The following is a 20,870-nucleotide window of genomic DNA, read 5'->3' on the forward strand; positions in this document are numbered from 1 at the left end:
CGGCCGAACGTCGCTCCGTCCCTCAAGGAGAGCCAGCGATGCGCGCTGCAGTCTATTTCAAGCACGGAAAGCCGGAGGACGTCCTTCAGGCAGTCTACGTCGACGACCCGAAAATTCCGGGACGCGACGAAGTTCTGATCCGGGTACTGCTCCGGCCAGTTCATCACGGCGACCTTCTCGGCGTTGCCGGACGCTACCACTCGGGATCGGTGATACCAGAAGGCGGAGTTCACGTCGGCTTCGAGGGCTATGGCGTCGTTGAGCAAGCAGGCGACGGGGTCGCCCTAGAGCCAGGTGCTCGTGTCGCCTTCTTTCCAGGCAAGGGTGCGTGGAGTGAGAAGGCCATCGTCTCGACCGAATACGTCACCGAGATTCCCGACGACGTATCGGACGAAGCTGCCGCCCAGCTTCACGTCAACCCGCTAACTACGGCACTGCTCCTGCGGGCCGTCGAGTCATCCGGCGCAAAACCCGGTCGCGACGCCGTCGTCGTTACCGCCGCTGGATCCGCCGTAGCCAGGCTGACGATAGGGCTTCTTCTCGACCGTGGCTTCGATGTCGTCGGCGTCGTCAGGCGGGAGGGGGGTGTCAACGAACTCAACATCCTGTTCCCAGATCTACCTGTCGTCTCTACTGACAAGCCCGGATGGGAGGACAAGGTCGTTTCCGCAGCGGACGGTCACCCAATCGGCGTTGTCCTCGATCCGGTCGGCGGCGGGACGGCAAGCGCTGCGGCCGGTTTGCTTTCCCAAGGCGGCAGCCTCGTCTCGTATGGCGATCTTTCCGGGCAGCCGATCTCGGTTCCGGCACTTTACTTTTCGACGCGAGACCTCCGTATTTCAGGCGTAACCGTGGGGCGATGGGCCAGCCTTCCTGTCGAAATCCGGAGGGCCGACCTCAAGCTAGCGCTGAAGCTTGCTGCAGAGAAACAGGAACTGTTCCCGATCGAGAAGACTTTTGATCTCGCGGAGGTAGCGCAGGCGGCAGCACTCGTCGAGAAGCCCGGCAAGACAGGCACCGTGCTCCTTTCATCGCGTTGAAGAGCTCTCCATACGATGCAAGGGCCGCGAGGGAGAGAAATCTTACGAAGACAGGAAAGCTCGGCTGCCCTTATAGTGCTCGCGACGCCAGGCGGCCGGCGTCGTGCCCACCCTCTTCTTGAACACTCTGATGAAATGCATGGCGTCCACGAAGCCTGTCGCTTCGGCTACAAGTTGCACCGTCCCGTCCGTCGTCGCCAGTAGCTGCTTGGCTTCCTGGACACGGGCGTCGAGTTGATACTGGTAGGGCGAAAGTCCCGTCGACGCCTTGAAGGCCCTCGCAAAATGCCATTGAGACTGTCCGACGAGGTTGGCGAGTTCACGCAGCTCGATCTGGCGCGGGAGCTGTTCGCGCATATACTCCGTGACCCTGCGAACCTGCCATGGCGCAAGTCGTTTTCCCGCCTGAACGTCCTTTTGCGGCGACGACAGCAACGCGAACACGCCGGCGGTCAGGCTGTCGCCGAGAAGGGTCGATGCGCCATCTCCCAACGGAATGTCGATCAGCATGCGCACGAGCGTCAGAATCCGGGGATCCATGAAGCGAAGTCTCGGTTCCTCGAAAGGCTGCACCGTGAAATCGTCCTCGAGCCGGTCTCTCAACTTGGAGATATCGAAGATGAGAATACCGTATCGGCAGTATCGAAGGTCCTGTGCGAACCCCCAGAGGTGCATGCCGCGAGGAATGAGTGCCATATGGTTGGCGGTGTGTTCACGGGCACAGGCCTGGTTCCGCTTCAATCGCGGCTCGGTCAACCCTCCGACCTCTTCCAGATTAATGGTCAGCCGCGTGTCGTTCTCGTACATCAAGGAGTGAAGGACGCCGCCCTTGGCATGCTCGTGCACGTCTTCGACCGTCACGCCATTCCAAGTCTGTGTCCGACGTTCGATGCTGACGACGTTTTCCGGGAGGTCATTCTCGAAGATGATGGGCATGGTGGCTTCGTCCGAAGGTGTGATGCGACGCTAGCAGCGAGAATGATATCGCGAGCATCCTAGCCGAGGCGGGACGTTCGACAATACCGGTTCCAATGCGCAACGCCGAATTCAGCAAGAACGTCCATGTCTGGCAATGACAGCCAGCACTACTCCCGATGCATCCGACGCCACGCCGCCGGCGGCACGCCGACCTTCTTCTTGAACTGCCGGATTAGATGCGTATAGTCGGAGAAACCCGTCGCGACGGCGATCTCGTCGATCGTGTGATCGGTCGAAAGAAGAAGGTGTCGTGCCTGTTTCAAGCGGATGTCCAACTGCCACTGGTAGGGCGACATCCCCGTAGAAGCACGGAACGCGCGCGCGAAGTGCCACTGCGACAGCCCAACCAAGCTCGCAAGTTCCTGCAGTTCGACCTGTTCGGGAAGACGCAGCCTCATGTACTCGGTCACCCGGTTGAGCTGCCAGGACGCGAGCGTTCCGGAGCGGGCATGGGTCTCGCGCGACTCGAATGCGATCGCGAAAATCGCGGCCGTCAGGCTGTCCCCATATAGCCGATACGAAGGGTCCTCGGAGGGAATGGCGACCAGCATGTTAGTAAGCGTCCATATCCGAGGTTCAGCGAACCTCAGCCTTGGAGCTTCGCCCTCACTTCGTCCCACCTGATGCTGAAGCCGTTCGGACAAGACATCGAGATCGAACATGACCGTGGCGTCGTAGCAGTAACCCAGCTTTGACGCGTATCCCCACAGCGGCGTTCCCGCAGGAGCGAATGCCATGTACCTCGGCTTGTGTTCGACCGGGCATGGAACATTCCTGCTCAGACGCGGCTCCGTCACGCCGCCGACTTCGTCAAGATTGATCGAGAGGCGGGTCATGTTCTCGTAGCCCAGAGGATGAAGGATTTCGCCCTCCGCGTAGTGCGCCTTCGTTATGTCGACCCGAACGCCGTTCCAGGACTGCGTTCGAGTTGCAATGCTGCGAATGTTGAAAGGCAGACCGAGTAGCTCGGCTTCACGCGTGTTCATCGACGGTTGCGTCTCCATGCGCCCGGAGTTTCACCCGTTCGCTTCTTGAACGCCCGGCTCAACTGCGTGGGATCGCAGAAGCCGACAGTCTTTGCAATAGCGTCGAGCGGAGCGTCGCTGTGGAGAAGAAAGCCCTGAACCGCCTCTATTCTCTTGTCGAGCTGCCACTCGTATGGAGAAAGGCCCGTCGACGCTTTGAACGCACGACAGAAATGCCATTGAGACATCCCGGCAAGCTCCGACAATTCCCGTAGCTCGATCTGTCTCGGAAGCTGATCCTGAATGTAGCTGACAATGAGCGAAAAAGCTTGGTCCGAAAGTCGTGTCCGGGTCGTTGGCATCTGATCCTCGGACGACAGCAACGCGAACACAGCCGCGGTTAGGCTGTCGCCGAGAAGCGTCATCGAAGGGTCTTCTTTCGGTATATCGACAAGCATTCGGACGAGCGCGTGGATCCGGTCGTCGGTGAACCGCATGCGTGGCGTTGCAAACATCCGCGGGTCGAAATCCTCCTGAAACTTCTTCTCCAACTTTTCCAGGTCGAAGAGCAGCAGGGCATACCGACTGTAATGGAGCTCGCTGGTGGCGTATCCCCATAAACGCATTCCGCGAGGGACAAGCGTCATGTGGTTCGGTCTGTGATCGAGCGTGCAGGCCTGTTGGGGCTTCAGACGTGGCTCGGTGACGCCGCCGACCTCTTCGAGCGCCATGGCGATCCCGGTCTCGTCCTCGTTCAAGAGAGCGTGCAGAACCTCGCCTCTGGTGTATTCGTGAACGTCAACGATAGTCACCCCGTTCCAGGACTGGGCCTTTCTGTCGATCTTGACGACGTTCTCATGAAGATCGCTCGCGCTTTCACCGCTCATATGCTTCCCGATCTCCTCAGACTGCGTGCTGCCGGCCGAAAGCAACCTAGACGGTAGAGCGGTGGGGTAAACGGGCGAATTCAATCCGACGGAAGATTGGAGCAAGAACGTGCAGCTTTCGCAAGAACGCGCATCGTTCGCCCGATCACTACGGAATAGCCTCCATTCGTTCCTCAAAACTTCGAACGGAAACCCCGACAGTGACGTCGACCGACAAAACCCTACCCCTCACCCGGCGCGATGCGCTGCTGACGGGCGCCGCATTCGCCGCAACATTTTCGCTGCCAGCAGTTCCCAGCTTCGCCGCGACGAAACCGTCGAACCATTCTCACAACGGAAATCATCCCATGACCGAAAGCTTCATCAAAACCAAGGACGGCGTCGACATCTTCTTCAAGGACTGGGGTCCGAAGGACGCCCAACCCATCGTCTTCCACCACGGCTGGCCGTTGTCGTCCGACGACTGGGACGCACAGATGCTGTTCTTTCTTGAGCACGGCTACCGCGTCGTGGCGCATGATCGCCGTGGCCACGGTCGCTCGCAGCAGGTGAGCGAAGGCCACGACATGGATCATTACGCGGCAGACGCCTTCGCTGTGGTCGAACACCTGAACCTGAAGAACGCAGTACACATCGGCCATTCAACCGGCGGCGGCGAAGTCGCACGCTACGTCGCCAAGTTCGGCCAGCCGCACGGTCGTGTCGCGAAGGCAGTCCTCGTTTCCGCCGTGCCGCCATTGATGGTCAAGACCGCCGGCAATCCGGGAGGGACCCCAATCGACGTTTTCGATGGCTTCCGTTCCGCACTGGCCGCCAATCGCGCCCAGTTCTTCCTCGACGTGCCTACCGGGCCGTTCTACGGCTTCAACCGTGACAGCGCGAAGGCCTCCCAGGGCGTGATCCAAAACTGGTGGCGTCAGGGGATGATGGGCAGTGCCAAGGCACACTACGAAGGCATCAAGGCGTTTTCCGAAACTGACCAGACCGAAGATCTCAAGGCGATCACCGTCCCGACGCTTGTGCTTCACGGTGACGACGACCAGGTGGTCCCCATCGCCGACGCTGGCGAGCTCTCGGTCAAGCTTCTGCAGAACGGCACCCTCAAGGTGTACAAGGGCTATTCGCACGGCATGCTGACCGTCAACGCCGATGTCGTCAATCCCGACCTCCTCGCGTTCGTCAAGGCGTAACAGAGTGGAAGCCAAGAGGCGCGTCCATCGGTGTGGATTGAATATCCATGCGGGCGCGCTTCTCCCAGAAATCATGAACGACTAGTTCTCAGTGCAGCTCGGGCCTCCAACTTGGACAGGAATGTTTCGTTATGACCGTCGGAAGTTCTTTACGCTCTTCTTGGTTGCCCGTTGTTTCGCTCGCCTTCGGCACTTTTGCGTTGGTGACGACAGAATTCCTCCCGATCGGTCTGCTTTCCCTTATCGCCAACGACTTCGCAACATCGCCGGGCGCCGCCGGCATCCTGGTGACGACGCCAGGCATCGTTGCTGCAATCGCAGCGCCCATCTGCACGGTGGCAGCCGGATCTATCGACAGGCGGCTTCTCCTCGTCGGCTTCACTCTGCTTCTCGTGCTGTCGAATCTTATTGTCGCAACGTCGACCACGTTTGAGATCGCCGTCGCTGGGCGGGCTCTGCTCGGCGTCAGCGTCGGCGGCTTCTGGACCTTTGCGGCGGTTGTCGGTCGCAAGCTGGTCGAAGCTCAATATGGCAATCGGGCGACGTCGCTGGTCATGACCGGCATCTCGGTCGGGACCGTGGTCGGCGTGCCCTTAGGTTCCGCGCTCGGCGGCTTCCTTGGATGGCGCCTTGCCTTCATCGCGGTTGCGGTCCTGTGCTTCTTCGTCCTGCTTGTCCAGGCTGCGGTCCTGCCAAAGATCGTGATGCCGACGTCCCAGTCCTTCAAAGGACTTGCCGGCACCTTCTACGACAGACCTCTCGTCGCCGCGCTCGGCGCTATCGCGTTGGCAGCCGCCGGACACTTCGCCGCCTACACCTACCTCGAGCCACACCTCGTGCATGAGGTCGGCGCAGGCCCGAAGGCGCTGGCGTGTATGCTCGCGATCTTCGGCGCTGCTGGCATCGCCGGCACATTCCTCGGCGAACGCGTCGCCAGTCGCAACCCGCCTGGAGGAACGGCAATCGTAGCGTTTACGATGGCAGCCTCGATCCTGGCGTCCGTCTATTTTTCGCCAAGTCTGCTGTTAGAGGCCGCCGCGGTCGCAGTCTGGGGCGCGGCCTTCGGAGCGATCCCCGTTTGCGTGCAACTGTGGACCTATGCAGCCGGCCCCGACCGTTTCGAAGCGAGTTCTGCACTCACGGTGACGATATTTCAAATCGCGCTTGCGGCGGGCTCCTTCGGTGGAGGGCTTGTCGCCGACGCCTGGGGAATCTCGTCCGCCTTCGTCGCCGCCGCAGCGATCGCTACCCTTTGCGCGCTTCTTGCCGGTTTCGTCTCCGTTAAGACGATCGACACGATGATGGAGAATTGACGTGAGATTTCAGCGCACCCGTTGCGACATAACCGACCCGCCACCGAATTTTGTACAGGGCGGATAAGCGTCCTCCGATTTCCTTATCAAGCAATCCAACCAAGGATTCAGACATGACCGACAAAACGACCGTCGCGACGCGCCGGCGCATTCTCCAGTTCGCCGTTGCGCTGCCAGCGGCGGCAGCTACACTTGCCTCCCAAGCCGTTGCGGCATCGACCGACTTCGAACTTCCGCCGGCGACTAACGACGTCACCCCTTTCAAGGTCTCCGTACCGCAGGGAGCCATCGATGATCTGAAGCGCCGTCTCAAACATACGCGGTGGCCGGACCGGGAGACTGTCTCAGACTGGTCTCAGGGCGTTCCCCTGAAGAAAGCGAAGACCTTGGTCGCGTATTGGGAGCGCGAATACGATTGGCGGAAATTCGAAAGACGAATGAACGCGTTACCACAATTCCGCACCGAGATCGACGGGCTCGGGATCCATTTCATCCATGTAAAATCGAAGCATCAGAATGCCTTGCCGATCATCCTGACACATGGATGGCCGGGGTCAGTGGTCGAATTCTTGAAGGTCATCGGTCCCCTCACCGATCCGACCGCGCATGGCGGTAAGGCCGACGAAGCCTTCCACGTGGTCATCCCGTCCCAGCCCGGTTTCGGCTTCTCCGACAAGCCGTCGTCGGAAGGCTGGACGGTCGAGCGAACTGCCAGAGCCTGGGGCGTTCTGATGAAGCGTCTCGGCTACGACAAGTGGGTTGCTCAAGGTGGCGACTGGGGTTCGGGGGTCACGCATGCGCTCGGCCATGTCCGTCCGGAAGGACTGGTTGCAGCTCATGTGAATTGGCCGCTCGTCTTCCCTGAGAAGTTTCCCGACAGCCCCACGCCCGAGGAGAAGGCCGCCATGGACGCCGCGACAAAGTTCGCCAGCGACCAGTTCGGCTATTTCAAGGAACAGGCGACGCGGCCGCAGACGATGGGTTATCCGCTCGCGGATTCGCCGGTAGGCCAGGCCATGTGGATCTACGAGAAGTTTCAAGCCTGGACGGACAATCGAGGCGAACCGGAAGACGCGCTGACCACCGACGAGATGCTCGACGACATATCGCTCTACTGGTTCACCGATACGGCCGCCTCCTCCGCTCGCATCTATTGGGAAAACGCGCGCAATGGCGGCGGCTTCGACGCCGGCCGTATCGAATTGCCGATGGCAGCCACGATCTTTCCGAAGGAAATTTATCGAGCGCCGAAGGCGTGGGCGCAGACGCACTGGCCGAACCTCTTCTACTGGAACGAGGTCGACAAGGGCGGTCACTTTGCCGCCTTCGAACAACCCGAGCTATTCGCGCAAGAGATGCGCAAGGCTTTCAAAGCGATCCGCTGATCCAGACACCTAGCAAACGAAAGGATTCCATGTGTGCACGAACGAAGAAATCATCCGCGAACTTTACCGGACCGCAGAAGTGAAGGACGTGAATGCGTTTGTCGCGCTCTTCGCTGAAAACGGCTATTTCTGGGACGTCTCGGCGGGCGCGAAATACTACGGCGTCGACATCGGCAAGACGGTCGAAATCTATGCGACTGCCTTCCACGACATGCACCGCGAGCTTGGAAACGTCTACGCAGCGGACGACGTCGTGATCGTCGAACTGACGCTCAACGGCACGCAGACCGGCCCTCTCGCACTCCCGGCAGGAACCATCCCGCCCACGGGCAAGGAAATGCATGCGCCCTGCTGCGACGTTTTCCATCTGAAGGACGGCAAGGTGACCTCTTTCCATTGCTACACAGCCGCCACGGTCATCCTCGGACAGCTCGGCGTGCTCGGCAATCTCAGCGCGGCATTCGAGGCGGCCTGAGGATCGCAGCGAGGCAACGAGATACCTTAGGCCGGAATACGCTCCGCGCAGCGTATTCCGGCCATCCATCCCCATGGATTGTATCTCCAGACGTGGCCGCTTCTGCCGCAGCCGTTCGCCACATACATCAATGCGTGTCCTTAATCTCAAGATTGGAAACGAACATGAACAAAAACATCTCCGGCACCTCCCGCGACGCCGATCCGAGCCGCCGGCTGTTTCTTGGGGGTGCAGCAGCAATCTCCGCCATTGCAGCCGTCGGTTCCGTGGCCGCGGCCACGCCGGCGACCGGCGGCATCCCGTTGAGCCCCGCGACGGACGCGATCACTCCATTCAAGGTGAAGATCGAGGCCGCTGCGATCGAGGACCTACGCGCCCGACTTCGTGCGGCGCGCCTCCCGGAAAAGGAAACCGTCTCCGACTGGTCGCAAGGCGCGCCCCTGCAATCGGTAGAAGCGCTGCTGAAGTACTGGCGTGATCGCTACGACATGCGCCGACTGGAGAAGCGTTTCAACGCCTACCCGCAGTTCCGCACCAAGATCGATGGTCTTGGCATCCACTTCATTCATGTAAAGTCGAAGCACGAGAACGCTCGCCCGCTGATCCTCACCCATGGATGGCCCGGCTCGGCGATCGAATTCTTCGAGGTCATCGAACCGCTGACGGACCCTACGGCACACGGCGGCAACGCCAAAGATGCCTTCCACGTTGTCATCCCATCGCTTCCAGGCTTCGGATTTTCAGACAAGCCAACGGAAACCGGCTGGGGACTGCCGCGCATCGCTGCGGCATGGTCTGTACTGATGCAGCGACTTGGCTACGACGGGTACTATGCCCAAGGCGGCGACTACGGCGCCGGTGTCACGACCTGGATGGCAAAACAGCATGTTGCTGGCCTTAAGGGCATCCACCTCAATCTCCCGATCCTGTTTCCGCCGCCGCTCGAAGGTTCGCCCACCGCCGAGGAACAGGCATCGATCGCCCAACTGGTCGCCTATGGCGCGCATGAGTCCGGCTACGCCAAGATCCAGACCACGCGGCCCCAGACCATCGGCTACGCACTGACGGATTCTCCGGTTGGGCAGGCCGCATGGATCTACGAGAAATTCGGCAACTGGACCGACTCCGACCACCATCCGGAGAAGGCGCTTGGATATGACCAGATGCTGGACGATATAACGCTCTATTGGTTAACCGAGACAGCAACCTCGTCCGCCCGCCTCTACGCGGAAAGCTTCGAGACGACCTTCTCGCCCCAGAAGCTGGATATCCCGGTGGCTGTCAGCGTTTTTCCCGGCGAGCTCTTCCGGCCGCTGAAAATCTGGGGCGATCGCATGTACTCCAAGCTGACGTATTGGGGCGAAGCCGCACATGGCGGTCACTTCGCCGCATTCGAACAGCCCGTCATCTTCACCGACGAACTCCGCAAGGCGTTCGCCACTATGTGACCTTTCAAATCGGAGATGATGTCGATGAAAATTTCGTCTTTCGCAACACCGGCGGTCCTCGTGGCCGCCCTCCTGGCTCTGGCCGGAACCTGCGCCGCATACGCCCATGATCCGACGCACAGCGCTCATGAAGTCGCGGGGACAGACCGGCCTAACCAGGAGGCGGCCTATCTTGTCGAGAATGACGCCGCGATGCACAAGATGATGTCGGATATGGAAATCCGGCCGACCGGCGACGTCGACCGTGATTTCGTCGCAATGATGACCCCTCACCATCAGGGCGCGATCGACATGGCACTTGCCGTCCTCAGATACGGCAAGAACGAGCAGCTCAAGCGCATCGCGCAGGAAATTATCGTGGATCAGCAGCAGGAGATCGCGGCGATGAAGCTTGCGATCGGAGATCCTCTTCCACCATCCGGCGCGGCCCCTACTCAGGTTGGGCCGGAGAATACCCCTACCGGATCCATGCAGACCATCGATCCAGACATGAAGATGTAACGAAAAGGTCATCCCTATGAACATCCGAACATCTTTTGCCGTCAGCATGCTGGCGGGCAGTATGCTGTTGCCATTTTCCGCCTTTGCCGGTCAGGTCCCCTTTGCCTCCTCGGATCCAGAGATCCCTGTCAGCAGCAAGGACCGCGTCTATGCGGCCGAGCAATTCTCCAACACCGTCTCGGTCACGGATCCGGCGACCAACAAGCTCCTCGGCGTCATCAAGCTCGGCGATCCCCAACCTGCCAATCTTAGCCCGCTTTACAAGGGACAGGTACTGGTTCACGGCATGGGCTTCTCGCCGGACAAAAAGAATATCGCCGTCGTCTCGATCGGCTCGAACTCTGTCACCTTCATCGATACTGCGACGAACGCCGTCAAGCATACGACCTATGTCGGCCGCTCGCCGCATGAGGCCTTCTATACGCCCGACGGCAAGGAGGTCTGGGTTACCGTTCGAGGCGAGGACCATATTTCCGTCATCGACGCCAGCACCTTCGAGGAAAAGACGCAGATCAAGGTTTCTGCGGGTCCCGGCATGCAGATCTTCTCTCCGGACGGCAAATACGGATACATATGTTCCTCGTTCAATCCAGAGACCGTAGTGGTCAACGTTGCCGACAAGCAGATCGTTGGTCACGTCAAGCAGGCCAGCCCGTTCTGCCCCAACATCGCAGCTTCGCCTGATGGTAAGCAGGTCTGGTTCACCCTGAAGGACACCGGCAAAGTCCAGGTCTTCAACGCCCAGCCGCCGTTCGACATTATCAAGACCTTCGACACCGGTCCGATTACCAACCATGTCAACCTGGTCAACAACAAGAACGGCAGCTTCGCATATGTGACGGTCGGAGGCCTCAACGAGGTCAAGGTATTCAGGACGGACAATTTCGAACAGGTCGCGACGATCCCAGTCGGCAATCTTCCTCACGGAATCTGGCCGTCGGGCGATGGATCGCGCGTCTATGTCGGCCTAGAAAACGCCGACACCATGGCAGCGATCGACACGCTGACGAACGAGGTCATCGCCACGATCCCGATCGGCCAGGCGGCGCAGGCCGTCAATTATGTGCCAAACGCGGTTCCGGAAGACGATGGACTACAGAACCTGCAGCCGCTCGGCACGGCTGGCGAAGCCGCCCATCTCAGCCTGGTGTCGAAGGATGAAAAACGGGGCGAAGCGCCTACCTCCGTGACGCTCTTCGACCAGGGCCTCACGCAAGTACTACAAGCATCCGTCACCGGCCTTCAGCCTAAAACAATGTATGTACTGGCACTGTCCGACAAGGCCGACGGGAGCGGGCCGCTTCAGGGACTTTCGAGCTTCATGACCAACCCGGCTGGATCGGCTATCGTAAATGCCGTCGGCCCCATTCGCCAGATCGTCGAAGCCAAGCACAAAGACGAACGCCGGTACTTAGTCGTGGCGTCGTCGCAGGACGGCAAGCCGGGACAGGTGCTGCAGGTTCAGGCGCGCGATTAAATGACATTCGATGCGATCCGCACGGCTTACGCGGATCGCATCGAAGCCACGCCAAAATGGGGCGACGCCACTCCGACATGCTTCGCCGCCAGCCGATCGCCTCTTCGACGGTGAGCGCCGCAGGCTCCTTGATGTCGACCCACCTCGCCCACGTTGTCAGCCCGTGTTCTAGGAAGGTCTCACTGCAACAAATGCCTCCGCTCCCCTACGAAACCCCGAAAAGACGATCTGTTCGTCGGACAAGCCATCGGCGTCGTGGGCGTCGTCAAGCCCTTTGTTTGGATGCGTAAGCTGACGGGTTCGTTTAGCAGAATACACGTTTGTGGCACATGCTCCATAATGCGGAATAATTCCATTGCAGCGTTACCTTGATGTCGAACAGTTCGTCGCCGTTCAAACTTGCGTTGACCATGCTGGTTAAAGTGGCAAAGCACCTTCCGTCTCAGACGAAGCCTTCTTCTTGACCCAAAGATCGCTCGTCCGCTCCATCTCCATCAATCCGGGCGGATATACGCGTTGCTGGAAAGCTAGGAGGTCCTCAAGGGTGCCCGTCATCCATCGCTCGTAATCGTCACGATGTAGGATCACCGGCATCCTGTCGTGAACTGGCGAGACCGCCTCGTTCGCCGCCGTCATGGCGCCGGAATAGACCGGTCCCCATTCGTCGGACATCCGCCATAATCCGCCCCATGCGAAAATCGGCTCATCGGGAAGACTGAACCAGGTTCGGGTCTTCTTCCCTTTAGGACCTTCGGGCTCTGCAAAATGCGTGACGGGTATCAAGCAGCGCCATTGCGGCTTGCGGGCAACGCCGACCCACATCGCCTTGGTAAGATCAGCGATGTTGTTCACCGGGATGGGCTTCGCATCGGGCTTCATGGTCTTGAGCCGCAGTGGAAAGCCCCAGGTCATCGACCGCATTTCCCGAGCGCCGTCCTGCTCGGTGATCACCATGCCCGGCGTGCCGGGATAGACTTCCTCCGGAGCGTTGTATTTGACCGGGTTGGCCACCCCGAAATAGCGGGCCACTTCTTCAGCTGTCTTCCGAACCGTATACAAATTGCACATGCTGCTGCGATCCTTTCGAACGGAGGGCGCTTCAAGCGGGGCTAGACTGACATGGACTGGCGGCCGAGGAAAGATTTCTGGCGTGGAGGCATACCGCTCCGCCAGAGATCGCGGGTCTGCAGCACGTCGAATTCATCTGACGGCAACGGCTCACGAAACTGGAAGGCAATGACGTCTTTGATGCTTCCGTGAAGCCAAAGATCCCATTCCGCTCTCTTGAGGAGAACCGGCATCCGGTCGTTGAATGGCCGCACCAGTTCGTTGGCCGCCATCGTCATGCCGGCGAACACAGGGCCGAACTCCTGCGTGTTTCGGCAGAAGCCGGCCCAGGCGAGCAGCGGCTCCTTCGTATTGGAGAACCACGCCCTGGTCTTTCGGCCCTTTGGAACATCCGGGTTTGCAAAATGGGTGATCGGGATCAGACATCGATAGCGTGGGTCGACGACGATCCGGTCCCAGAGCGGATTGGTCAGATCAGCAACCAGACCGATACGTCCGGGCGGCTCGCCATTGAACTGCATCTCCCGCGTCTGGCGAGGAAACCCCCATGACACGGATTTCAGAAGCCGAAGACCATCCTTTTCGATGACGATCAGACCGGGGCCGCCTTCGATCGTTTCGTCCGGCGCTGCGACGGACGGTGCGACGTCAACGTCGAATTGCTTCGCTATCTCCTCGGCCGTCAGAGAGACCGCAAACAGCCTAGACATGGTAGCAACCTCAACATATCAGCGAGCCATCTAATACCACAAGAACAAAAAGAGAACAATTCAAATTGAAAGCCAGGCCGTACCCTGCCCTTATTTCTCGGCGGATGTGCACGATGACACCAGAGCAGCCGACCTAATCCGCGAAGTCGGTATGTTTGCGTTGTCTGCGCTTGCCTTGACCTTAAGAACCGTCGTAGCTCCCTCCTGGGAAATCAGCTCTCCGCAAACTGTCCGTGGAGCTTCGGCGGTGGTTGCGCCATTCACCTCAATTTTCATGAACGCAAGCGGTTTGCTTTCTGCCACGGGACCATACCAGGAGAGGCCTATTGCAAGCGCAAGAGCGATCGCGCTGCCAAGCGCCAGCTTCTGAGCCCATTTGAGGTCATCCAGGGTTTGGTTCGTCAACGTTATGTCTCGCGCGACTTTCGGTCCCATCAATACTAGCTCGTCAGCGCTGACCTCGATCATTTTACCATACGCGGCCTGAAGAAAATGCCACACGGACCAGACCGCCAATATCAAGGCGGCGATCGCCAGTATCCCGAGACCGACCTGAACCCATAGCTCGTAAGCCGTGATTTTGTCCTGACCTTTGAATAGCAAGGTAGCTGTAACTAAGGCTATGAGCCCGGCCATCCCATTCTTCCAGTTCTCGGCGAGCTTTCGAGCGCGCTCGAGCGCGCCCTTCAGCTCTTCCGCGAGATCGGCACGGTTTTCGATTTCGCCGATGTCAGCGATCGGATTGTGCGGCATCGTGAGCTTTACCATGTCGCTTTCGCGCCTCCAGCGCCTGTCTCCATGCTGCTTGTTCGTGGGGGCAAGTCTTCATTCGCAACGCATTCTCCAGAACGCCCCACATCCGACCTGTCCCTTACCCTTTTGACCTGGATGCTTCTCAGTGCAGGAACACTGCACGGAAAACTCGGTGGGCAGGAGCGACGTCGGTACCAAGCTGGCCGCTTCCAGCATTTGCTGAAAACTCTCCGGGCTTGTTGGTGCCACGCCACGGAACGCTATGAGATAGTGGGTAAGGGACATCGTGTGTTTGCAACGGGGACAGTCGCCTTCAATTTGCAATGCGACCGGATCTTTTTCCGGAGTGGGTTGCACCTCGAATTGGGCGATCTCCGCGGCTGTCATTATGACATTCTTATTCTGGTATTCGATGATCTTGACCACATGTCTCTCCTACTATGGAAACCCTACGCCAAGGGCGTCTCTAACGGGCAAAGGTGCGTTGCGGGCAATGAAGTGGGCTATCCGGTGGCGCCGAAGCCGGTCGTCCTGCTCGAGCGCCTCAGGCGATTTCGCTGTCCGCATGAGCTGCTCGAACGTTTGGGCATCGAGAAGAGTTGACTGAAGGGCGTCGATCACCGCGCTCGGTGACGACGCGAACATGGACTTGGCCTCATCGAATATCGAACGCATCACCGCGGGGTCGTTCGAACCGAAATGCCATGAGGTATTGGCCAGCAGGTTTTCGATACGCGCCGCGACGGTCACCCGACGACGTTGTCTCTCCTCCAGGGCCGCGCTTCCCAGTCGCCGAAGCAGATCCGAGGTCTGATCAGCTGCTTGATGAAGGTTCGGAACACGGCCGTACCGCCCGCTCATGACCTGGTCGCAAAGCGCGCTGCGTTCGGCCGCTGGTCGATGAGCGTCGTCAATGTGGACGGCTCCGACAGCTTCGCAGAGCTTAAGAGCTTCGAAAAAGTATCGCACCCCCGCCACCGCGGCACGAGGATCGATACCCGCCGCGGAGCTGGAATCCACCGCAAGCATCGCTCCGATTGCATCCGCTTCATGTTCTTGAACTACCGGCCGCCGATCCAGATCATGGAGGCTCAAACTTTTCTGAGGGGCCGTTCCCGCGTCACCGACCAGATGTTCACGCATGATGTGGGCGATTTCATGCGACAGCACGAAGCGCTCGGCCATCCGCGCATAGTTCTCGGCGGTGCGCTGCTCGCGCGGACCGGTCTCCCAGGCATCGACCAATGGCGCTCGAACGAGAGACGACATCCAGTCGAGAAGCACCGCGATGACAGCCACCGCTTCACTCTCGGGCGGCGGCGGGGCATCGCCGGTACCGCGAACTATCACGTAAGGCGTCATCGCTCTCGCAAGGCGATATAGATAGAGCGCAACCCCTTGGTTGAAAGCAATGATGTGGCTCGAACCCATGTAGAGCGTCAGCGCCGAGACATCGCCCAAGGGCACCATCCGGACAGAGATCCGACGAGGACTTACCCTCTCGGAAAGCTCGGCATCGGAAGTGGTTTGGCAAAAAGCAAGAATTTCAGCGGCGATACTCTCGATGACCTTTCCGACGGGATCGTCGGGTGGTGGCAGGAACTTGAACCTGCTCGAATTTCCACGAGCAAGGATCCGGAGAAAGACCGCATCGATATCGCGTTTACTGCCTTCGGCATCGGACATTGTCGGCTCCATCGGCGCAGACCGGGGCGAATTTTCAAGCGTCCTACGCGCCAATATCGCACCGTTTTTGCCGCCGGCCAATAGACCACGCCTAACCGGCCGAACTCTGCCAACGTGTCAATCGTTATCGCGCCGATAGTATTTTCGCTCCGGCAGCTTCGAGAAATCCACCGGCGGGCGATGCTTGCCGCCAATATCCAACCATCGGCGCTGCCGCATGCGTGCGGATGTCAAGCTTAGGCCCATCAGATGCGCGATCGCCGTGGGAGACAGCCCTTGATCGAAAAGACGATAACACACTTCTTGTCCCCGTTGGGTCAGGCGACCATCATCATATTGGTTTGCCGGATGACACGGATCTGTGTCTTCACTTTCGATGACAACAGACCGGATCTCCTCGTTCAGGATATCGATTTGTTGCTGCCGCGCTTTCCATTGCTTCGCAATTTTCCGGCGGAGCAGTTTAATCTCCCTCAAGAAGACATGCTCGGCGCTACGGAACTGAAGCCTGTCGAGACTGAGAGTGCCAATATAATGGTGCGTTCTCTGCCGCTCGCCTAGCAATTTCAGAAAATGCTGTAGCCGTTCGACCGCCTCATAATCATAGCGGGCGAAACTATCAGGCATGAATGCCAAAGACTGACGGACGAAACGTTCCGTCGTGACATCGGCGACAAGCTCATGGATATCGTGGCCGACACTGTTGCGGTAGTCGATAAGCCGCCGGATCTCCGCCTTCTCCTCAGCCGATAGTGCGCCGTCAGCTTCGAGCGCATCGAGGCATTTTCCGACCGGATTTTTGGTACCCTTCGGCACACGTTCTGCCCGCCCTGTGCGGGCCAGAAATCTATCCGTCCCCTGAATTTGCGACAGCACCTTCGCCTTGAGTTGTTCGGCATAGAAAAGCACAAGCACCATCTGCGCCGACCGCAACTTCAGCAGGTTCTGTTCTAGCGCTGGCAGACGTGATCCTAAAGGATCAAGAAAACTGGGTTCGTACATCTTCAACTCATACTGTTTTGTTAGGGCGCGGCAACCCGGGCGCTTGCCTTCTCGATGATCTTAACATCGAGAAGCAATTGAAGATGCTCAGCGATAGCTCGTGGCTAGTGATTCCCGGCTGCATTTTCGACATCGCCACAAAAGGTTTAAGCCTCAACGGCAGACCAAGCTACCCACTTTCCATCGAGCGAAATCCGGCAAGTGGGGCAGAAAAGATGGCAAATTGGCAAGCTATGTTACCGTTGCACCTTGACCTCAATACTTTGGGTATTTCGAGAATTGCATTCGTGGCAGGAAAGCTGCTGCCTGCCATTTGCGGACTAGCGAACCATCAGAGATTGAGACAGACTGCATTCTTGAGGTCAAGGTTATCAACCGCAAGCAGGAGTCCATATGCGAGTTTCTGTTTTACCTGAACCACCATATTACATGGTCAGCTTCACCTCGCAGCGAACAGATGCGGAGGACGGTTACGGCACGATTGGCTACGCCATGAGCGAACTTGCAAGCCAACAACCAGGCTACCTTGGTTTTGAAAGCGTTCGCAGTGCGGATGGTTTCGGAATACTGCTATCGTTCTGGAAGGACGAAGAGAGCATTCACGCATGGAAGGCCGTCGTCGATCACGTTGAGGCGCAACGGCAGGGTCGCCAAGATTGGTATTCCCGATATGAGATTCGTGTAGCCTTGGTGCAGCGAGCCTACGGCTTTGATAAAGACCAGTGACTGCGGCTGACGCAGGGTAGTCGGGTGTCATTAGCGCGTGGGCTGAAATCACAGCGCCGATGACCGCTGGGCTGGTGAATAGGGCTACGCATTGGCGAAAAACTCTGCAGCCTTCACGGCGACCTCATCATGGACGGAAGTTCTATCCAGTCCTTCTTTATCAAGGAACAGTTCCGGCGCGGCTTCCTGTCCGATTGCTGATCCTTCCGGCAGGAACGTGTAGTGGCCGACACCACCGCCCAGAATTTCAGAACTGCAACGGGGGATATTGTCTGATAACCAGGTGCAGCATTGTTCGGGCGGTGCAACTGTATCTCGGTCGCCGCCTATCAGGTAGACTGGTCGGCTGATCGATCGAAGACTATCCTGCGAAAAGCCCAAGACTGAGCGGCCTGGAGCGATGGCCAGGACGGTACGGATTCTGAGATCAGAAAAGTCGCTTCGCCGCCGACCCCAAGAAATCCGGAAAACCGGATTCTCATAGAGCCTCGGCAGTTCGTTGACGAGATTTGGAAATTCTCGTGGCCCCCGGATCGGGCTTTTTTCTGGGTTGCCCGGCTCGAACTGCGAAAATGCAACTCGGGCTCCGACCAGCAAGAGAGCCGTGTACGCGCCTGCCGAGAAGCCCGCGGCAAACACTTGATCGATTGTCTCGATCTCTAATGAACGTTGCCAACCAGGGTCATCGAGGATTGCTGATAGGTCACTCGCCCGCTCCCACATGCAAAGGAAACCTTCTGCACGATATGGTTCAGAGCCTGTGTGACCGTGATGGTTAACTGCCAACGCGACAAAGCCGCGCTGAGCCAGGCGAAATCCCAGCCACTCCAAGGCGTCCGCTGTAGCTCCTGATCCGTGTGAAAGAACAACCAGCGGAAAGGGGCGTTGTGAGCGAGCTACCGGCGCATTGAAGGCAACAGGTTCTTTCCGGAACCATGACTTCTCTGAGGTCACCTTGGCGACCCAATTCTCGTCGGTAGGATACCAGGCCACCCAAGCAAGAGGACGTGCGGCAGTTCCGTCCCAATTTAATCGATGAGGATCAACGCAAGCACCCGTTTTGAAACCAACCTGCATAGCGCCCCAACATTGTTTTGTTATGTTCGGAATGCTTTTGTATCGATGTGAGCTTCACATCGCTAGAGCCACAGCGATCTCGGCTTACGACCTCGATCGACGGACGTTCTTGCAACCAAGATTTTGCGCTCTCGACGCTGCGGTCCTCCAGAACATCGACGACCGAATGACGCTCCAGATCGACCATAATTGTCCCGTACCGCGAGGAATACCGCCAGCTCCAGTCATCAATGCCCACAACCCGAATGGTGCCTTTTTGTGCGGACGCTGGATAACCGCGCTTCAATGGGGCCGGAACAAGATCAGTGCGAAATCGTACGCTAACAGAATCCGTGAAGACTTTCCCTAACTTACGGCCTGTGCTGAAGCATGAAGCTTTAGGGCTCAATCCTATTGAGCGCGTATTTTAGGGAACGAATGTCGATCTCCAGTATCGCCTTCCCGCCTAAGCGTACGATTTCGCATTGATCTTGTTTTGGCCCCAAAATCTCGAATTATGCAACCAAAGATGGAGTATTAACGGGAACTTCAAGCTTGCGTTATATCCGTAAGTCATGAGCATGAGGCTCGTCGGCCTTCTTGGGGCCGCGCATGGGGGAAGCGCGCGGCTAGCATCTAGGAGAAATTTCATGCTCACTCCGGTCAACTCATTTTCCAACACGACCGCATTGTCGCTCTTGAGCACCAACCGCTCCGACACATCCTCGATATCATCGAAGGGCGGGATGGGAAGTACGGCGCAGGCCGTTACCGGCAACACGGATGATGTATTCAAGGCCGGGACCGCGATTGGAAAGATCATGGAGATCGTCGCCGGCATGAAAGGCGATGATGTGTCGCTTGCCCCGAGTGCTGGCCAGCGGGTTTATAATCGCGACGGCAGTTACTCGGAAACCTCGGTTGGCCAACATCCATCAGACATCAATGACAAATATGCGATCGCGGCAAGGGCGCAAGGCGCCGAAGCGAGCATGAACCTCGTTAAAAAGCAGGCAGAAGGCACCGGTCCGGAAGCTGATCGTGCAAAGGCCCTCTTGAAGGCGGTTGAAAGCGGCACCTTGGAAGAAATCGATATGACGCCAATGGGCGTTACCGTGACTGCGACTGTCACCAAGCACTTCGACGCAGAAGGAAATGAAAACGGCATGTCGGGCACTTGGGACGTTCGGGGTCTCAAAGATTTCATGGATAGCCATACGTATCTCGACGACGGTGGCCAACGCCGCGACAAAGCGACTGGAAAATACGCGAACTTTGCATCAGACGGCAACAAATATACGTACGTCCTCTATTGATAGAGCAGGTAGCGAACGCTTTCCTCGGGGGATTCCTCCGAGGAAACCATGCTTATATTTCGCTGCTCCCCTCTTGCGATTGGCACGAGCTGGATCGATGTTACGGAGTTGCAAACCCACAGTGGCCCGAGGACGGGAGTGAGCACCTGAATTCCTTCAGCTTCGCTGCAAAATACTGGCCATTTATCGGCGTCAAATCTTCCTCGCATGTAGACGATCGGCACTTGCCTGACCGAGACAGGTCGGACTTGTGGAGGATACGACGGTGACTGACACCGCGGCAACATCTCTAGGAACCTTCGAGCAATCCGCGACAAACAAGCATGGAGTAGGACATCGCTACTGAGTGGATTCCGATGGGGAGGATACACTACGCGGGCGTCCATCCGCGCTCTTGAAGGGATTCGAACCTTCGACCCAGCGGATTATGTCGGCCTGCTCGGCACTCCGTTATGAACAGGCCAGTTCATCTACAAGGGGAGTGCAACATCCATCATGGCCGAGCGCCGCCAAGCTTATTGCCTATCTCGGGCTGAGGCCATCCCTGCAAACGCCTGCCTGTCCACGCCCCGCAGTGTAATTACGGTATGGCCTGCACCAGGCAACCTGTGCCATCCCCGAGGCAGACGACGGTGCCGGCGAAGCGCGGATCCGTCAGGAATACGCGGCGTCCTTCATCTGTGTAGGAGAAGCGGCCGTGATCGTCGGCCGGAACCGGCGGCAGTGGCGGTGCCGCATCCGGTGCATAGGATCGCGGCACGATGGCGCTGGCCAGATCAGCGGTCGGGCTTGAGGGTGGGGCCGTGACGGTCAGCACGCCCCTGACGAAGCTCAGATCGTAATTGGCGGAGGCCGCGAGACTTCCCTGGTCGATGGCATAGCTGCCGGGGATGG

Annotated in this window: 22 protein-coding genes; 10 read left to right on the top strand and 12 right to left on the bottom strand. The window is 58.4% G+C overall.

Features of this window, described 5'->3' with window-relative positions:
- Positions 1-38 precede the first annotated feature (38 nt).
- On the top strand, positions 39-1,040 hold the full coding sequence (locus ACIQJ2_RS32760; protein WP_400675236.1) for a zinc-binding dehydrogenase: 1,002 nt from the start codon (positions 39-41) through the stop codon (positions 1,038-1,040).
- A 42-nt stretch (positions 1,041-1,082) separates the two neighbouring features.
- On the opposite strand, the gene ACIQJ2_RS32765 is transcribed toward ACIQJ2_RS32760, so the two are convergent.
- From ACIQJ2_RS32765 to ACIQJ2_RS32775, 3 genes are all read right to left on the bottom strand, one after another.
- Complete coding sequence (locus ACIQJ2_RS32765) at positions 1,083-1,976, bottom strand: helix-turn-helix domain-containing protein (protein ID WP_400675234.1); 894 nt, start codon at positions 1,974-1,976, stop codon at positions 1,083-1,085.
- Positions 1,977-2,125: 149 nt separating this feature from the next.
- Positions 2,126-3,004: a helix-turn-helix domain-containing protein gene (locus tag ACIQJ2_RS32770; protein ID WP_400675232.1), complete on the bottom strand. Its 879-nt coding sequence runs from the start codon at positions 3,002-3,004 to the stop codon at positions 2,126-2,128.
- Positions 3,001-3,870: a helix-turn-helix domain-containing protein gene (locus ACIQJ2_RS32775; RefSeq protein ID WP_400675229.1), complete on the bottom strand. Its 870-nt coding sequence runs from the start codon at positions 3,868-3,870 to the stop codon at positions 3,001-3,003. The genes ACIQJ2_RS32770 and ACIQJ2_RS32775 overlap by 4 nt, the downstream gene beginning before the upstream one ends.
- 200 nt (positions 3,871-4,070) lie before the next feature.
- On the opposite strand from ACIQJ2_RS32775, the gene ACIQJ2_RS32780 reads away from it, so the two are divergent.
- From ACIQJ2_RS32780 to ACIQJ2_RS32810, 7 genes are all read left to right on the top strand, one after another.
- The gene (locus ACIQJ2_RS32780) at positions 4,071-5,060 is read left to right on the top strand and encodes an alpha/beta fold hydrolase (protein ID WP_400675227.1); all 990 of its coding nucleotides are present in this window, start codon (positions 4,071-4,073) and stop codon (positions 5,058-5,060) included.
- A 131-nt stretch (positions 5,061-5,191) separates the two neighbouring features.
- On the top strand, positions 5,192-6,373 hold the full coding sequence (locus ACIQJ2_RS32785) for an MFS transporter (protein ID WP_400675224.1): 1,182 nt from the start codon (positions 5,192-5,194) through the stop codon (positions 6,371-6,373).
- 113 nt (positions 6,374-6,486) lie between these two features.
- Positions 6,487-7,758, top strand: coding sequence for an epoxide hydrolase family protein (locus ACIQJ2_RS32790; protein ID WP_400675221.1), 1,272 nt, complete (start codon positions 6,487-6,489; stop codon positions 7,756-7,758).
- A gap of 31 nt (positions 7,759-7,789) precedes the next feature.
- Complete coding sequence (locus ACIQJ2_RS32795) at positions 7,790-8,233, top strand: nuclear transport factor 2 family protein (protein WP_400675218.1); 444 nt, start codon at positions 7,790-7,792, stop codon at positions 8,231-8,233.
- 164 nt (positions 8,234-8,397) lie between these two features.
- Positions 8,398-9,681, top strand: coding sequence for an epoxide hydrolase family protein (locus ACIQJ2_RS32800; RefSeq protein ID WP_400675216.1), 1,284 nt, complete (start codon positions 8,398-8,400; stop codon positions 9,679-9,681).
- 24 nt (positions 9,682-9,705) lie between these two features.
- On the top strand, positions 9,706-10,182 hold the full coding sequence (locus ACIQJ2_RS32805) for a DUF305 domain-containing protein (RefSeq protein ID WP_400675214.1): 477 nt from the start codon (positions 9,706-9,708) through the stop codon (positions 10,180-10,182).
- A 16-nt stretch (positions 10,183-10,198) separates the two neighbouring features.
- Positions 10,199-11,659 carry a YncE family protein gene (locus ACIQJ2_RS32810; protein ID WP_400675211.1) on the top strand — a complete coding sequence of 487 codons (1,461 nt, stop codon included), beginning with the start codon at positions 10,199-10,201 and terminating at the stop codon, positions 11,657-11,659.
- 417 nt (positions 11,660-12,076) lie between these two features.
- On the opposite strand, the gene ACIQJ2_RS32815 is transcribed toward ACIQJ2_RS32810, so the two are convergent.
- The 6 genes from ACIQJ2_RS32815 to ACIQJ2_RS32840 form a co-directional block, all read right to left on the bottom strand.
- Entirely contained in the window at positions 12,077-12,727 is a 651-nt protein-coding gene (locus ACIQJ2_RS32815; RefSeq protein WP_400675209.1) for an SOS response-associated peptidase, read from the bottom strand.
- Between the two features lie 41 nt (positions 12,728-12,768).
- Positions 12,769-13,437, bottom strand: a complete 669-nt coding sequence (locus ACIQJ2_RS32820; RefSeq protein ID WP_400675207.1) for an SOS response-associated peptidase family protein — start codon at positions 13,435-13,437, stop codon at positions 12,769-12,771.
- 90 nt (positions 13,438-13,527) lie between these two features.
- Positions 13,528-14,205 carry a hypothetical protein gene (locus ACIQJ2_RS32825; protein WP_400675205.1) on the bottom strand — a complete coding sequence of 226 codons (678 nt, stop codon included), beginning with the start codon at positions 14,203-14,205 and terminating at the stop codon, positions 13,528-13,530.
- Positions 14,206-14,262: 57 nt separating this feature from the next.
- Positions 14,263-14,616: a hypothetical protein gene (locus tag ACIQJ2_RS32830; RefSeq protein ID WP_199149461.1), complete on the bottom strand. Its 354-nt coding sequence runs from the start codon at positions 14,614-14,616 to the stop codon at positions 14,263-14,265.
- 12 nt (positions 14,617-14,628) lie between these two features.
- Positions 14,629-15,876, bottom strand: coding sequence for a hypothetical protein (locus ACIQJ2_RS32835; protein ID WP_400675203.1), 1,248 nt, complete (start codon positions 15,874-15,876; stop codon positions 14,629-14,631).
- 117 nt (positions 15,877-15,993) lie between these two features.
- The gene (locus ACIQJ2_RS32840; protein WP_400675200.1) at positions 15,994-16,878 is read right to left on the bottom strand and encodes a hypothetical protein; all 885 of its coding nucleotides are present in this window, start codon (positions 16,876-16,878) and stop codon (positions 15,994-15,996) included.
- Positions 16,879-17,271: 393 nt separating this feature from the next.
- Here ACIQJ2_RS32840 and ACIQJ2_RS32845 point away from each other — a divergent pair, with 393 nt between their 5' ends.
- Positions 17,272-17,604 (top strand): antibiotic biosynthesis monooxygenase family protein, encoded by a 333-nt coding sequence (locus tag ACIQJ2_RS32845; RefSeq protein WP_400675197.1) that lies wholly within the window; start codon positions 17,272-17,274, stop codon positions 17,602-17,604.
- An 84-nt stretch (positions 17,605-17,688) separates the two neighbouring features.
- On the opposite strand, the gene ACIQJ2_RS32850 is transcribed toward ACIQJ2_RS32845, so the two are convergent.
- Both ACIQJ2_RS32850 and ACIQJ2_RS32855 read right to left on the bottom strand, forming a co-directional pair.
- Positions 17,689-18,558 (bottom strand): alpha/beta hydrolase family protein, encoded by an 870-nt coding sequence (locus tag ACIQJ2_RS32850; protein WP_400746702.1) that lies wholly within the window; start codon positions 18,556-18,558, stop codon positions 17,689-17,691.
- A gap of 88 nt (positions 18,559-18,646) precedes the next feature.
- Positions 18,647-18,868 (bottom strand): hypothetical protein, encoded by a 222-nt coding sequence (locus ACIQJ2_RS32855; RefSeq protein WP_400675192.1) that lies wholly within the window; start codon positions 18,866-18,868, stop codon positions 18,647-18,649.
- A 613-nt stretch (positions 18,869-19,481) separates the two neighbouring features.
- On the opposite strand from ACIQJ2_RS32855, the gene ACIQJ2_RS32860 reads away from it, so the two are divergent.
- Entirely contained in the window at positions 19,482-19,976 is a 495-nt protein-coding gene (locus tag ACIQJ2_RS32860; protein WP_400675190.1) for a hypothetical protein, read from the top strand.
- 580 nt (positions 19,977-20,556) lie between these two features.
- Here ACIQJ2_RS32860 and ACIQJ2_RS32865 read toward each other — a convergent pair.
- On the bottom strand, positions 20,557-20,870 hold a 314-nt coding region (locus ACIQJ2_RS32865; RefSeq protein ID WP_400675187.1), incomplete at its 5' end, for a hypothetical protein.

Source organism: Rhizobium sp. NPDC092011 (assembly GCF_044756305.1).
Classification (GTDB): Bacteria; Pseudomonadota; Alphaproteobacteria; order Rhizobiales; family Rhizobiaceae; genus Rhizobium.

What these genes read in the sequence shown, in the direction of transcription:
- ACIQJ2_RS32760 (WP_400675236.1), top strand. Translation starts at nt 39, where the DNA reads ATGCGCGCTGCAGTCTATTTCAAGCACGGAAAGCCGGAGGACGTCCTT.
- ACIQJ2_RS32765 (WP_400675234.1), bottom strand. Translation starts at nt 1,976, where the DNA reads ATGCCCATCATCTTCGAGAATGACCTCCCGGAAAACGTCGTCAGCATC.
- ACIQJ2_RS32770 (WP_400675232.1), bottom strand. Translation starts at nt 3,004, where the DNA reads ATGAACACGCGTGAAGCCGAGCTACTCGGTCTGCCTTTCAACATTCGC.
- ACIQJ2_RS32775 (WP_400675229.1), bottom strand. Translation starts at nt 3,870, where the DNA reads ATGAGCGGTGAAAGCGCGAGCGATCTTCATGAGAACGTCGTCAAGATC.
- ACIQJ2_RS32785 (WP_400675224.1), top strand. Translation starts at nt 5,192, where the DNA reads ATGACCGTCGGAAGTTCTTTACGCTCTTCTTGGTTGCCCGTTGTTTCG.
- ACIQJ2_RS32790 (WP_400675221.1), top strand. Translation starts at nt 6,487, where the DNA reads ATGACCGACAAAACGACCGTCGCGACGCGCCGGCGCATTCTCCAGTTC.
- ACIQJ2_RS32800 (WP_400675216.1), top strand. Translation starts at nt 8,398, where the DNA reads ATGAACAAAAACATCTCCGGCACCTCCCGCGACGCCGATCCGAGCCGC.
- ACIQJ2_RS32805 (WP_400675214.1), top strand. Translation starts at nt 9,706, where the DNA reads ATGAAAATTTCGTCTTTCGCAACACCGGCGGTCCTCGTGGCCGCCCTC.
- ACIQJ2_RS32810 (WP_400675211.1), top strand. Translation starts at nt 10,199, where the DNA reads ATGAACATCCGAACATCTTTTGCCGTCAGCATGCTGGCGGGCAGTATG.
- ACIQJ2_RS32815 (WP_400675209.1), bottom strand. Translation starts at nt 12,727, where the DNA reads ATGTGCAATTTGTATACGGTTCGGAAGACAGCTGAAGAAGTGGCCCGC.
- ACIQJ2_RS32820 (WP_400675207.1), bottom strand. Translation starts at nt 13,437, where the DNA reads ATGTCTAGGCTGTTTGCGGTCTCTCTGACGGCCGAGGAGATAGCGAAG.
- ACIQJ2_RS32825 (WP_400675205.1), bottom strand. Translation starts at nt 14,205, where the DNA reads ATGGTAAAGCTCACGATGCCGCACAATCCGATCGCTGACATCGGCGAA.
- ACIQJ2_RS32835 (WP_400675203.1), bottom strand. Translation starts at nt 15,876, where the DNA reads ATGTCCGATGCCGAAGGCAGTAAACGCGATATCGATGCGGTCTTTCTC.
- ACIQJ2_RS32840 (WP_400675200.1), bottom strand. Translation starts at nt 16,878, where the DNA reads ATGTACGAACCCAGTTTTCTTGATCCTTTAGGATCACGTCTGCCAGCG.
- ACIQJ2_RS32845 (WP_400675197.1), top strand. Translation starts at nt 17,272, where the DNA reads ATGCGAGTTTCTGTTTTACCTGAACCACCATATTACATGGTCAGCTTC.
- ACIQJ2_RS32855 (WP_400675192.1), bottom strand. Translation starts at nt 18,868, where the DNA reads ATGGTCGATCTGGAGCGTCATTCGGTCGTCGATGTTCTGGAGGACCGC.
- ACIQJ2_RS32860 (WP_400675190.1), top strand. Translation starts at nt 19,482, where the DNA reads ATGGAGATCGTCGCCGGCATGAAAGGCGATGATGTGTCGCTTGCCCCG.